Here is a 12853-nt window from a genome sequence, read left to right as displayed (position 1 = left end):
TGCAGCGATCCACGCACGCATGGGCCGTACGTGCCGGACGACCCGCTCCGCGAGGTCCGGCGGCCCGACGATCGGAGGCCCGGTGGACTGGCTCGACCCGGAAGCGTTTCTGCGCGGTACGGCCTGGCTGGACGGGAAACGGCCCGTGCGGGCCGATCCGGACGACCTGGCGCGGCTGCCCTGGGACGTGGCGGCGCGGGCCGAGCTGCCCATCGGGGTGCGGATCGAGTTCACGGCGGCGCCCGGCACGCGCGCGGTGGAGCTGCGCTACCGGGCGGCCGTGCCGGATCCGGACGACCCGCTGCGGGACCTGCGCCACTGCTTCGCGCTGTGGAGCGGGGCGCGGTTCGTCGGGGAGACCTGCGTCGCCCCGGCGGCCGAGGCCGTCGTGAAGCTCCCGCTGCCGCCGGGCGGCGGCGTCTTCAGCGTGTACCTGCCGGAGGGCCAGGCGCCCGTGCCGCTCGCCCTGCGGGCCGTCGGCGGCGCCCTCTCCCCCGCTCCCGTCCGGCCCCGCTGGCTCGTCCACGGCGACTCGATCACCGAGGGCTGGTGGTCGACCCGGCCGGCCCGCTCCTGGCCCGCCACGGCGGGCCGCCTCCTGGGCCTCGACCCGGTCAACCTGGGGTACGCGGGCGCGGCGCGCGGCGAGCTGCCCCTCGCCGAGCATCTGGCGCGGCTCCCGGGCGAGCTGATCACCCTCGCCTTCGGCACCAACTGCTGGTCCAAGGCGCCCGCGACGGCCGACTGGCTGTACGAGACCGTGCGCGCCTTCGTCGGGCTCGTCCGCAAGGGCCATCCCGAGACCCCGCTGCTGATCGTCTCGCCCGTGCTGCGCCCGGAGGCCGAGCACACCCGCAACGCCCTCGGCGCGACCCTCACGGAGCTGCGCCGGGCCATGGAGCGGGCGGGCCGGGACCTGGCGGCCGACGGCGACGGGCACCTCCTCGTCCTGCCCGGCGGCCCGCTGCTCGGCCCGGAGCACCTGGCGGACGGGCTGCACCCGAACGACCGGGGGCACGCCCGGATCGCGGCGGCGGTGGCGGAGGCCCTGAGCGGGGTCCCGGGCGTCCCGGTCGCCCCTTCTCCCGCGTGACGCACGAGAGACGGCCGTGGGCCCCCGGGAACGGCGTCCCGGGGGCCCACGGCCTTCGTGCGTGCGAGGACCAGGGCCTTTCCGGTCCTGATCCGCCGGACGGGCGCTAGCTCCAGCTGGCGTGCAGCGGCTTGCCCTCCGCGTAACCGGCGGCGGACTGGATGCCGACCACGGCCTTCTCCTCGAACTCGGCGAGCGAGCCGGCACCGGCATAGGTGCAGGAGGAGCGGACGCCCGCGATGATCGAGTCGATCAGGTCCTCGACGCCCGGACGCTGCGGGTCGAGGAACATGCGGGAGGTGGAGATGCCCTCCTCGAACAGCGCCTTGCGGGCGCGGTCGTAGGCGGACTCGTCGGAGGTGCGGTTCTTGACGGCGCGGGCCGAGGCCATGCCGAAGGACTCCTTGTAGAAGCGTCCCTTGGCGTCCTGCTGGAGGTCGCCCGGCGACTCGTACGTGCCGGCGAACCAGGAGCCGACCATCACGTTGGAGGCGCCGGCGGCGAGCGCCATGGCGACGTCGCGCGGGTGGCGGACACCGCCGTCGGCCCAGACGTGCTTGCCGTACTTGCGCGCCTCGGCGGCGCACTCCAGGACGGCCGAGAACTGCGGGCGGCCGACGCCGGTCATCATGCGGGTGGTGCACATGGCGCCGGGGCCGACGCCGACCTTGATGATGTCGGCGCCCGCCTCGATCAGGTCCTTGACGCCCTCGGCGGCGACGATGTTGCCCGCGACGATCGGGACCTGCGGGTCGAGCGCCCGGACGGTCCGGATGGCGGAGATCATCGACTCCTGGTGGCCGTGCGCGGTGTCGATGACGAGCGTGTCGACGCCCGCGTCGAGGAGCAGTTTGGCCTTGCCCGCCACGTCGCCGTTGATGCCGACGGCGGCGGCGATGCGCAGCCCGCCGTTCTTGTCGACGGCCGGGGTGTAGAGGGTGGCGCGCAGGGCGCCCTTGCGGGTCAGGATGCCGACCAGCCTGCCGTCCGCGTCGACGGCGGGGGCGTAGCGCCGGTTGGCGGCGTCGAGGGTGTTGAAGGCCTCGCGCGGGTCGATGTCCGCGTCCAGGAGGAGCAGGTCCTTGGACATGACCTCGGAGAGCTGCGTGAAGCGGTCCACGCCGGAGAGGTCGGCGTCGGTGACGACGCCCACCGGGCGCCGGTCCTCGTCGACGACGACGCCGGCGTCGTGGGCGCGCTTGGGCAGCAGGGCGAGCGCGTCGGCGACGGTCTGGTGCGGCTCCAGGACGATCGGGGTGTCGAGGACGTGGTGGCGGCTCTTCACCCACGAGACCACGTCGGTGACGACCTCGATCGGGATGTCCTGCGGGATGACGACCAGGCCGCCGCGGCGGGCGACGGTCTCGGCCATCCGGCGGCCGGCGATGGCGGTCATGTTGGCCACGACGAGCGGGATCGTCGTCCCGGTGCCGTCGGGCGAGGAGAGGTCCACGGCCTGGCGGGAGCCGACGGCCGAGCGGCTCGGCACCATGAACACATCGTCGTACGTCAGGTCGTAGGGCGGCTTGACGTCATTGAGGAAACGCACGTGCTGACATCCCAGTCGTTCGGATCGGCCCCTAGGCATTTCAGCCAGGGGAAAAAGCACGTAGTTCATTGTCCCACGGGTGTACGCATACCAGTCCCGGGCCGATCCTCCGAGGCTCGCGACAGGAGGTTAGGAGGATCCTCCGAAGGTCTCGCCCAGGGAGAGGAGGACGGAGAGGCGGGCGGGGCTCTCGTCGGCCGCCGTGGCGAAGACCTCCTGGGCGGTCCGCCACTCGCGCGGCCGGGCCTCGGCGTACCCCCGCCAGCCGGTGACGACGAGGACGACCGGCCGGGGCAGGTCGGTGAGGCAGTCGGCGAGGGCGTCCCAGTTGCGGCCGAACCAGTCGGGCAGCGCGAGGGCCTCGGCGCACCGGTCCATGAGGGCGGCCTTGTCGTCGACGCCGGTCAGGTCGAGGACGACGGGGTCGTCAAGGCCCATCCCTGACCACCTCCCGGAAGGTCTCGTAGTGGTCGTCGGTGTAGTACGTCTCGCCGTTCCGCCCGGTGACGAGGCGGCGCGCTCCCCGGTCGCGTTCGCCGGGGGTCCTCACGGTGTACTCGTGGTAGTAGCCGCGCTCCCGGCGGGGCAGGGCCCTCTCGAAGTCGGAGAAGACGGCGCCGTCCTTGGCGTACGGGTAGGGCCCGCCGCGTGCGATGAGGTCGAGCGTCCCGCGCGCCTCGGGCGGCAGGTCGGCGGCCCGCACGGTGGGCAGCCCGGAGGCGCCGGTGGGCGGGGCGGCCGTGGCCGTACGGGTCGGGGCGGCGGTTCCCGCGCCTCCGGTCGCCGGGGAGCATCCGGCGAGGAAGCCGCCCAGGAGGACGGCGAGGACGAGCGCGAGGAGCACGCGCGGGGGCCGGAGCAGCATGTCCCGAACATAGCGTCGCGGAACGGCTCCGGCCCCCGGGAACACCCGTGGTTCAGCTTCCGTCGGGGTCCGTCCGGTCGAGCGCCGGGTGGGTGCCCGGCCTGGACTCGGTGAGCAGGTAGTCCGCCGCGGCGCGGTCGGTCACCAGGCTGGTGACGAGCCCGGAGCGGAGCACCGCGCCGATCGCCGCCGCCTTGCGCTGACCGCCGGCGATGGCGACCACCTCGGGGATCCGGCGCAGCCGGTCCGCCTCGACGGTGATGCAGCGCTCGCCCAGGTCGCGGCCGACCCGGCGCCCCTCGGCGTCGAAGAGGTGCGCGGACATCTCGGCGGCGACGCCGAGCGAGGCGTAGTGGGCGCGCTCCTCGTCGGAGAGCATGTCGTGGACGGTGGAGATGCCCGGCTCCCAGGAGCCGATGGAGACACAGGCGACGGTCACCTTGTCGAAGTACTCGAAGGCGCGCGCGATGCCGGTCTGGCTGCGCAGGGCGGCGGCCGTCGCCGGGTCGGGCAGCAGCATGGGGGCGTAGATGGGGTGGGCCTCGCCGCCGGAGACCTGGGCGGCCCGGCGCACGGCCTCGACGGAGCCGCGCTCGGCGGTCCCGGCGTCGTACACGCCGGTGAGCTGGACGACCGTGCAGGGCGGCAGCCGGTCGAGCGCGGCCGCCATGTGGATGGTGGAGCGGCCCCAGGCCAGGCCGAGGACGTCGCCCTCGGTGACCAGCTCGCCGAGCAGGTCGGCGGCGACCTCGCCGAGGTTCTCCGGGTCGGGCGACTCGTCCTCGCCCTCCGCCGGGGACTCGACGACGACGGCGTGGCGGAGCCCGTAGCGGGCGCGGAGCGCGTCGGAGCGCTCGGCGTCCAGCTCGGCCGGCACGCGGATCTCGATCCGTACGAGGTCGCGCTCCAGGGCGGTCTCCAGGACCCGGGCCACCTTGAAGCGGCTCACGCCGAACTCCTCGGCGATCTGGATCTTGGACTTGCCCTCCAGGTAGAAGCGGCGGGCCATGGCCGCCGCCTGCACCAGCTCCGCGGGGCCCATCCGCAGGGCTGACCGTCCCGCCGACATACCCGCCACCGCGATCTCCTCACTGCCGTTCACGTACCGCTTGCCCCCGTCACGCCGTTCACGTGACGGGGTCGTTCACACTCCTGCTCGTCGTTCATCCTGTCAGAAACGACGGGCCTTGATCAGTCCTGTCGGCGGCCCGACGGACCGCGTTCATCCGGCGGAGGCTCAGTGGCCACACGCCCACGCGGCGGAGGCCGTCGCGGTCTCCGCGCGGGTCCGCAGCGCGGCGACGGCGGCGGCCGGATCGGCCGCTCCGTACACCGCGGAGCCCGCGACGAAGACGTCGGCGCCGGCCTCGGCGCACCGCTCGATCGTGGACTCCGCGACCCCGCCGTCGACCTGGAGCCACAGCTCGAGACCGTGCTTGGAGATCAGCTCACGGGTGCGGCGGATCTTGGGCAGCATGATGTCGAGGAAGGCCTGGCCGCCGAAGCCGGGCTCGACGGTCATGATCAGCAGCATGTCGAGCTCGGGGAGCAGGTCCTCGTACGGCTCGATGGGGGTGGCCGGCTTGAGCGCCATCGAGGCGCGGGCGCCCTTGGCCCGGATCTCCCGCGCGAGCCGCACAGGGGCGGCGGCGGCCTCGACGTGGAAGGTCACCGAACCGGCGCCGGCCTCCACGTACTGCGGGGCCCAGCGGTCGGGGTCCTCGATCATCAGGTGGCAGTCGAGCGGGGTCTCCGTCGCCCGGGCGAGGGACTCCACGATCGGCACGCCCAGCGTCAGGTTGGGGACGAAGTGGTTGTCCATCACGTCGACGTGCAGCCAGTCGGCACCCTCGACCGCCTTCGCCTCCTCGGCGAGCCGGGCGAAGTCCGCGGACAGGATGCTGGGGTTGATCTGCGCCATGCGCCAAGCCTCCCACGTTCTTGGGCACTTCTTTGCCGCTGGGCGGTTTCGATTCAGGTCCGGACCAGGTTCGGTACGAAACGACGAGCCCGGGACCTGTACAGACCGGGATATTGCGGTCGGATGATCGAAGGGTGGAGCGGTCCGGGGTCAGGCGGTCCGGCGCAGCAGCGCCAGGTACATGGCGTCCGTACCGTGCAGATGCGGCCAGAGCTGGACGTCCGGCCCTTCGCCGAGCGCGGGGACGCCGGGCAGCAGCGGGCGGGCGTCGATCAGCTCGGCGCCACCGGTCTTCTTCAGGACGTCGTCGACGACGATCCGGGTCTCGGCCAGGTGCGGCGAGCAGGTCGCGTACCCGACGACGCCGCCGACGCGCACCGCGCGCAGCGCCTCGGTGAGCAGCGCGCGCTGGAGCGGGGCGAAGCCGTCCAGGTCGTCGGGGCGGCGGCGCCAGCGGGCCTCGGGGCGGCGGCGCAGGGCGCCGAGGCCCGAGCACGGCACGTCCACCAGGACCCGGTCGAAGGAGCCGGGGCGCCACGGCGGGCGGGTGCCGTCGGCGGCGATCACCTGGTAGGGGCCGGGGTTGCCGGCGAGGGCGCGCTCGACCAGGCGGGCGCGGTGCGGCTGCTTCTCGGAGGCGAGGAGCGCGGCGCCCCGCTCGGAGGCGAGGGCGGCGAGGAGCGCGGCCTTGCCGCCGGGGCCCGCGCAGCCGTCGAGCCAGCGGGCGTCGGGTCCTTCGAGGGGGGCGTTCGCGAGGGCGAGGGCGACGAGCTGGCTCCCCTCGTCCTGGACGCCGGCCCGGCCCTCCTTCACGGCCTCGATGGCGCCGGGCTCGCCGCCCTCCGCCATCCGCAGGGCGTACGGGGACCAGCGGCCCGGCAGGGTCTCGGTGGCCGCGGCGAGCTCCTCGGTGGTGGAGCGGCCGGGGCGGGCGACGAGGGTGACCTCGGGGCGCTCGTTGTCCGCCTCCAGGAGGTCCTCGATCCCGGCGCGGCCGCCGCCGAGCGAGTCCCAGAGGGCCGAGACGACCCAGCGGGGGTGCGAGTGGACGACGGCGAGGTGGTCCTCGGGGTCCTCGTCGTACGGCGGGGCGACCTGCGCCACCCAGGCGTCCAGGTCCTGCTGCGCGATCTTCCGCAGCACGGCGTTCACGAACTTGGCCCGCCCGTCGCCGAGCACCACCCGCGCCAGTTCGACGCTGGCGGAGACGGCGGCGTGGGTGGGGATCCGGGTCCCGAGGAGCTGGTGCGCGCCGAGCGCGAGCACGTCGAGCACGGGCGGGTCGACCTCGCGCAGCGGGCGGTCGATGCAGGCGGAGATGATCGCGTCGTACGTGCCCTGGCGGCGCAGCGTCCCGTACACCAGCTCGGTCGCGAGGGCCGCGTCCCGGCCGTCGAAGTCCCCGCCCTCGCGGGCCTTCCGCAGCAGCGGCGGCAGCACCAGGTTCGCGTAGGCGTCCCGCTCGTCGACCGCCCTGAGCGCCTCGAAGGCGAGCATCCGGACCGGGTCCTTCTTCGGCTTCCGGTAGGGCTTGGGGGGACGGCGTCGTGCCTGCTCGCTCAAAAGGTGCTCCGCGTGACGAAATGACGAGGTCGAACGCCCCCCAGCGTAGTCCTTCCCGGTGATGGTCCCGGAGCGGCGTGGTCCCGCGGTCGACCCCGCGGTCGGCCCTGTGGCCGGCCCTGTGGCCGGCCATGCGGTCGGCCATGCGGTCGATCCTGCGGAAGACACCCCGCATACCGCGCGATACGGTCGATAAGCACATGAAGGGACACGGGATCCGGTGTGTCCCCGGCCGGGAGGAGGAGAGATGACCTCTCCCTTCGGGACCGCCCCCGCGGCCGGTCCGGCGGATCCGCTGGCGCGGCTGGGCAGCTCCTGGACCTGGTTCCTCGCCGCGGCGGTCGTGACGCTGGTGCCCGGCGTCACGGCCCTGGTCTGGCCGGACGCGACCCTCCACGTCCTGGGCGTGCTGATCGGCCTGTACCTGCTCGCGACCGGGGTCTTCCGCTTCGTCATGGTCTTCGGCCGCCGGAACGCCGGCGAACGGCTGCCGGGGCTGCTCGTGGCCGTCCTGTTCGTCCTGGGCGGGGTGCTGTGCCTGCGCCATCCGCTCCAGACGGTCGCCGCGCTCTCCCTCGTCGTGGGCGCCGTCTGGCTGGTCTCCGGGATCGTCACGCTGTACGGCGCCCTCGCCGCCGAGGACCTTCCGTACCGCGGCGCGGTCGCCGCGGTCGCCGCCCTCGGCATCGCCGCCGGCATCGTCGTGCTGGCCCTCCCGGCCGAGTCGGCCCGGGTCCTGACCCGGCTGCTCGGCCTCTGGCTCGTCCTCCTCGGCCTGGCCGAGGCCGCACTCGCCCTGGCATGGCGCTCGGCCCTGCGCGGGGCGGACGCCACCCACTCCCCGCACCCGAACCGGAAGTAGCCATGAAGGACATCAAGTTCGAACAGAAGCGCTCCGTCTCGCGCCTCGAAGCCGCGGAGCAGCTCATGGCGCTCGCGACCGCCCTGAAGGACGGCGGGGACGTCGAGTGGGACATCGGCCACGGCAGGCTCAGCCTGCACGTCCCGGACGAACTCAGGACCGAGATCGAGATCGAGATGGGAGAGGGCGAGGTGGAGCTGGAGATCGAGCTGAAGTGGCCGGTCGCGGGCCTCCGCCCGAAGCCGCGGACGAGGCCACGGGCGGACGGGAAGGAGGAGACGGAACGGGACGGGAGCGCCCCGCCCGAAACCAAGCCCAAGCCCAAGCCCAAGCGCTCCGGGACCGCCACCCGCAGGAGCGCGCCCGCGAAACGTTCCGCCGGATCGTCCTGACACCGGGACCGTACGCCCCGCTCCCCCTCCGCGCCCGGCCCTGATCCGCCGGACTAGGCGCCCAGGCGCTCCCCCGGAGCGATCCGCACCCCGCGGGCCCAGTCGGCGGCCTTCATCGGCTTCTTGCCCTGGGGCTGGACCCAGAGGAGTTCGACGGCGTACGAGCCGGTGCCCGCGTACACGTTGTTCTTGCCGACCGAGAGCTCGCCCGGGGCCAGGTCCGTGCGGTCCGGGAGGGGGACGGCCTGGATCAGCTTGAGGCGCTCGCCGCGGAAGACGGTCCAGGCGCCCGGGGCCGGGGTGCAGCCGCGCACCACGCGGTCCACCCGCAGCGCGGGGGCCGCGAAGTCGACGTGGGCGTCCTCGACCCGGATCTTCGGGGCGAGGGTGACGCCCTCGACGGGCTGCGGGACGGCGCGGAGCGTGCCGTCCTCGATGCCGTCCATGGTCGCGGCGAGCAGCCCGGCGCCGGCGAAGGCGAGCCGGGTGAGCAGGTCGCCGCTGGTGTCGGTCGGGCGCACGTCCTCGGTGACGACGCCGTAGACCGGCCCCGAGTCGAGGCCCTCCTCGATCAGGAAGGTGGAGGCGCCCGTCACCTGGTCGCCGGCCATCAGCGCGTGCTGCACGGGCGCCGCGCCGCGCCACGCGGGCAGCAGCGAGAAGTGCAGGTTGACCCAGCCGCGGGCCGGGACGTCGAGGGCGACCTTGGGCAGCAGGGCGCCGTACGCGACGACCGGGCAGCAGTCCGGCGCGATCTCCCGCAGCCGGGCGAGGAAGTCCTCGTCACGGGGCCTGGCCGGCTTGAGGACCTCGATCCCCGCCTCCTCCGCGCGCTGGGCCACCGGGCTGGCGACGAGCCGCCGGCCGCGTCCCGCCGGGGCGTCGGGCCGGGTGACCACGGCGGCCACCTCGTGCCGCCCGGAGGCGATCAGGGCGTCCAGGGCGGGAACGGCGACCTCGGGGGTGCCTGCGAAGACGAGCTTCATGGATGGCGACTGCCTGTCTCTCCGGGGGCGTTACGGGCAGCGCACCAGTCTAGGGCGTGCGTCGGGAGCGGCGCCGTCCGCCCTGAGGGCGGGCAGGGCTCGCGACACACGCCCCGGGGCGTACCCGGAAGGCTCCGGCCCGGCGCGCGGCGCCGGGGGCGGAGGGGGCGTACGCGAGGGCGGGCGCCCCGCGCATATGCGTGTACGCCCCCGCAGCGTGACCCAACTCCCGGTGACGCGTTGGTCAAGAGAGATTGACCGAATCGGGTCGCGCCGCTCCCTTCGCGACCCCGCCCCTTCATCGCCGGTTCGAGAGGCTTTCACATGGCCGACCACGCAACCCACGACGCCCAAGCCCGGGCGAGTCTGCACCTGCTCGTGCGGGACATCGAGCGGGTCCGGCGGCAGGTGGACGCGCTGCGCACGCTCACGGCCCAGCTGGGCAATGTCTACCGCCCTCGCCGCTCCGGCCCGTCGACGGGCTTCGTCGTCTACGGGCGCGCGCCCGCCCCGACCGTACGCCTCGCCCAGGAGCTGCGGGACAGCGTCGAGACCCTGGTGACCGCGGCGGTCGACTTCGACCGCTCGCTCGGTTTCTCGTGGGACGCGGTGGGTTCCGCGCTCGGGGTCACCAAGCAGGCCGTCCACCGCCGCTACGGCGCCCGCCGGGCGTCCCAGCAGAGCGCCGCCGTGGAGCAGGAGCACGGGATGGAGCCGGGCGGGATCCGCCCCGTCCCGTCGGTCCCCGCCGCCCGCTCGATGCCGCCGCAGCCCTCCGCGGGCGGCCCCGCCCTCCGCGAGGACGCCCGCCCGTCGGCCTTCCCCGCGCCCCGCAACGTCTGACGCCCGAGACGCCACGGCCGCCCGCCCCCGGGGGACGGGCGGCCGTCTCGTGCCCGGGGGGGAGGAGCCCTCCCGAGTCCGAGTGACGGAGGCCGTCCCCGGAGGTCAGGGGACGGGGTCCTCCCGAGTCCGCGTGACGGAGGCCGTCCCGGAAGGCCCGGGGCCGGGGGTGCTCCCGCCTCCCGGTGACGGAGGCCGTCCCGGGGGTCCGGGAACGGGGCCCTCCCGCCTCCAAGCGACGGAGGTCCGGGGACAGGGCCCTCCCGCCTCCGAATGACTGAGGCCGTCCCGGGCCCGGGGACGGAGGTCCTCCGGGTGACGGAGGCCGCCCCGAGCCCTGGGACGGGAACCCCCTTCGAGTCCGGGGTGAACGAGGGCCGCCCCACGTCCGGGTGACGCCGGGCCCCTCCCCCGTCCGTGCGGAGGGGCCCGGCGTCAGCCGATGTCCGGCGGGTCCACGCGGACGCGTACCGGGTCGCCGCCGCCGCGTGCGAGGCGGGCCGCCCGGGCCTGTTTGAGGGCGGCCGCCAGAGCAGCGCCGCTGCCCGGCGGGACCCGGACCAGGGCCCGCTCCCACTGCTCGCCCGGCGGCGGGTCGCCGGGCCGGCGGGTGCCGCCGGGACGCACCACGGGCAGCGGCACCGGCCCGAGGATCTCGGCGTCGGAGGGCAGCGCGGCCGCCGCCAGGAAGCCTTCGACGGCTTCCGGCGGGCCGGTCACCGCGGCCATCCGGGAGACCGGCGGGAAGCCCAGCTCGGCGCGCTCGGCCAGCTCGCGCCGGGCGTGCCCGACCGGGTCCCAGCGGACGAGCGCCTGCACCGGCCGCAGCGTCGGCTCGGCCACCACGACGACCGTGCCGCCCTCGGCCTGCCCCCGCACCAGGGAGGCCGCGTCGATCCAGCGGCGCAGCGCCTCCTCGCCCGCGCGCAGGTCGGGCCGGCCGAGCATGGCCCAGCCGTCGAGGAGCAGCGCGGCCGCGTAGCCGCCCTCGGCGACGGGCTCGGCGCCGGGGGTGGAGACGACGAGCGCGGGCCGCCCGGGCACGCTGTCCAGGACGTGGTCCCGGCCCGAGGTGCGGACCGGCACCGCCGGGAAGGCCCGGCCGAGCTCCTCGGCGGTCCGCCGCGCGCCGACCACCTGGGCGCGCAGCCGGGTCGAGCCGCACTCGACGCAGTGCCAGTCGGGGGCGCCGCGCCCGCACCAGCCGCAGCACAGCTCCCGCTGCTCGGGGGCCTCCAGGGGTCCGGCGCAGTGCCGGCAGCGGGCGGGCGTCCGGCACCGCTCGCAGGCCAGCCTCGGCACGTACCCCCGGCGGGGCACCTGGACGAGCACCGGACCGGTCTTCAAGCCCTCCCGTACGGCCTGCCAGGCGAGCGAGGGGAGCCGGGCCGCGCGCGCGGCCTCGTCCCGGGCGAGTTCGCCGTCGCCGACGGTGCGGATCAGGGGCGCGGCCGCGCGGACCCGGTCGCGGCCGGCGGTCAGCGCGCGGGCCCAGCCGGACTCGACGAGCTGGGCGGCCTCGACGGTGCAGCTCGTGCTGCCCAGGAGGAAGGCGCACCGGTCGTGGGCGGCGCGCAGCAGCAGCACCTCGCGCGCGTGGGGCTGGGGGGCGTGCGGCTCGCTGTGGCTGCCGTCGCCGTCGTCCCAGACGACGACGAGCCCCAGGTCCCGTACGGGGGCGAACATCGCCGCCCTGGTGCCGACGACGGCCCGCACGGACCCGCGCCGCACGGCGAGCCAGCGCGCGTACCGCTTCTCGGGGCCCGCCTCGGCGGTGAGCAGCGCGTGCCGCCCCTCCCCCAGGACCTCGGTCAGCGCCGCGTCGACCCGGTCGGCGGCCCGTCCGTCGGGGACGACGACGAGGGCGCCGCGCCCGGAGGCGAGGGTCGCGGCGACGGCCCGGGCGATCTCCTCGGCCCAGTGCGGCCCCGGCAGCGCGTTCCACACGGCCCGGGGCGCCCCGCCGTGCGCGAGGGAGTCCAGGAACGCGGGCCCCTGCTCGTACCGCGTCCAGCTCCCCGGCTCCGGGGCGCCCGGCGGCGGCAGCGGCTCCGGGGAGGGGCGGCGCTCGGCGGCGGCGCTGCGCGGCGGCACGGCGAGCTGGAGCACGTCGGCGAGGCTGCCGGCGTACCGGTCGGCGACGGCCCGGGCGAGGCCGAGCAGCTCGGGCCCGAGGACCGGTTCCGGGGAGACGACGTCGGCGAGGGCGGCGAGCGGTCCGGAGTAGTCGGACTCGGCCCGGCGCTCGACGAGGAAGCCGTCGATGAGCCGTCCGCCCTCCCGGCGCCCGTTCTTGACCTGGTGCGCCCCGGCCCCGAACCGCACCCGCACCCGCACTCCGGGCCGGGCGGCCCCGTCCAGCTCCTCGGGGACCGCGTAGTCGAAGAACTGGTCGAGGTGGAGCGCGCCCTTGTTGACGACGACCCGGGCGACGGGCAGCTCCTTGGCGAGGGCGGCCCCCCGCCACGTCCGCGGCTTGGCCCGCGGCACCTTCGCCTTCCGCACGGTCTCCCGAATGAGCGCGAGCTGCTCGGGTTCCTCGGAGGGCTTCTCGTTCTCGCTGCTCACGGCCCCATACCTACCAGATGCCACCGACAGCCCGGACACGGCGAAGCCCGGCGCCCCCGTGAGGGGTGCCGGGCTTCGCCGCGGGTGTCCGGGGGTCTACAGTCCGGCGGCCTTCTTGAGGGCGTCGACGCGGTCGGTGCGCTCCCAGGTGAAGTCGGGCAGCTCGCGGCCGAAGTGGCCGTAGGCGGCGGTCTGGGAGTAGATCGGGCGC

The 12853-nt window shown here is 75.4% G+C and carries 12 protein-coding genes; 4 read left to right on the top strand and 8 right to left on the bottom strand.

Features of this window, described 5'->3' with window-relative positions; all coding sequences use genetic code 11:
* The first annotated feature begins 82 nt into the window (after window positions 1–82).
* Window positions 83–1093 (top strand): GDSL-type esterase/lipase family protein, encoded by a 1011-nt coding sequence (locus tag ACWGSR_RS29495; protein ID WP_376240869.1) that lies wholly within the window; start codon window positions 83–85, stop codon window positions 1091–1093.
* Window positions 1094–1199: 106 nt separating this feature from the next.
* On the opposite strand, the gene ACWGSR_RS29490 is transcribed toward ACWGSR_RS29495, so the two are convergent.
* The 6 genes from ACWGSR_RS29490 to ACWGSR_RS29465 form a co-directional block, all read right to left on the bottom strand.
* On the bottom strand, window positions 1200–2642 hold the full coding sequence (locus ACWGSR_RS29490; protein WP_376243740.1) for a GuaB1 family IMP dehydrogenase-related protein: 1443 nt from the start codon (window positions 2640–2642) through the stop codon (window positions 1200–1202).
* 129 nt (window positions 2643–2771) lie between these two features.
* Entirely contained in the window at window positions 2772–3080 is a 309-nt protein-coding gene (locus ACWGSR_RS29485; RefSeq protein WP_376243737.1) for a barstar family protein, read from the bottom strand.
* A complete protein-coding gene (locus ACWGSR_RS29480; RefSeq protein WP_453570873.1) occupies window positions 3070–3507 on the bottom strand; it encodes a ribonuclease domain-containing protein in 438 nt (145 codons plus the stop codon). The genes ACWGSR_RS29485 and ACWGSR_RS29480 overlap by 11 nt, the downstream gene beginning before the upstream one ends.
* Window positions 3508–3559: 52 nt before the next feature.
* Window positions 3560–4576: a sugar-binding transcriptional regulator gene (locus tag ACWGSR_RS29475; protein WP_033209824.1), complete on the bottom strand. Its 1017-nt coding sequence runs from the start codon at window positions 4574–4576 to the stop codon at window positions 3560–3562.
* A gap of 168 nt (window positions 4577–4744) precedes the next feature.
* Window positions 4745–5428: a ribulose-phosphate 3-epimerase gene (rpe, locus tag ACWGSR_RS29470; protein WP_453570870.1), complete on the bottom strand. Its 684-nt coding sequence runs from the start codon at window positions 5426–5428 to the stop codon at window positions 4745–4747.
* A 150-nt stretch (window positions 5429–5578) separates the two neighbouring features.
* Window positions 5579–6991 carry an RsmB/NOP family class I SAM-dependent RNA methyltransferase gene (locus ACWGSR_RS29465; RefSeq protein WP_453570867.1) on the bottom strand — a complete coding sequence of 471 codons (1413 nt, stop codon included), beginning with the start codon at window positions 6989–6991 and terminating at the stop codon, window positions 5579–5581.
* 247 nt (window positions 6992–7238) lie between these two features.
* On the opposite strand from ACWGSR_RS29465, the gene ACWGSR_RS29460 reads away from it, so the two are divergent.
* Both ACWGSR_RS29460 and ACWGSR_RS29455 read left to right on the top strand, forming a co-directional pair.
* Window positions 7239–7853 carry an HdeD family acid-resistance protein gene (locus tag ACWGSR_RS29460; RefSeq protein WP_376243724.1) on the top strand — a complete coding sequence of 205 codons (615 nt, stop codon included), beginning with the start codon at window positions 7239–7241 and terminating at the stop codon, window positions 7851–7853.
* Between the two features lie 2 nt (window positions 7854–7855).
* On the top strand, window positions 7856–8245 hold the full coding sequence (locus tag ACWGSR_RS29455) for an amphi-Trp domain-containing protein (RefSeq protein ID WP_376243721.1): 390 nt from the start codon (window positions 7856–7858) through the stop codon (window positions 8243–8245).
* A gap of 53 nt (window positions 8246–8298) precedes the next feature.
* Here the strand turns inward: ACWGSR_RS29455 and fmt are convergent, their stop codons facing one another.
* Window positions 8299–9231 carry a methionyl-tRNA formyltransferase gene (gene fmt, locus ACWGSR_RS29450; RefSeq protein ID WP_376243718.1) on the bottom strand — a complete coding sequence of 311 codons (933 nt, stop codon included), beginning with the start codon at window positions 9229–9231 and terminating at the stop codon, window positions 8299–8301.
* Between the two features lie 324 nt (window positions 9232–9555).
* Here fmt and ACWGSR_RS29445 point away from each other — a divergent pair, with 324 nt between their 5' ends.
* The gene (locus tag ACWGSR_RS29445) at window positions 9556–10074 is read left to right on the top strand and encodes a hypothetical protein (protein WP_366378817.1); all 519 of its coding nucleotides are present in this window, start codon (window positions 9556–9558) and stop codon (window positions 10072–10074) included.
* A gap of 435 nt (window positions 10075–10509) precedes the next feature.
* Here the strand turns inward: ACWGSR_RS29445 and ACWGSR_RS29440 are convergent, their stop codons facing one another.
* On the bottom strand, window positions 10510–12642 hold the full coding sequence (locus ACWGSR_RS29440) for a primosomal protein N' (RefSeq protein WP_453570862.1): 2133 nt from the start codon (window positions 12640–12642) through the stop codon (window positions 10510–10512).
* Between the last annotated feature and the right edge of the window lie 211 nt (window positions 12643–12853).

It is taken from the genome of Streptomyces sp. NPDC055632, assembly GCF_053618675.1.
This window is presented reverse-complemented; position numbering and strand designations above follow the sequence as displayed.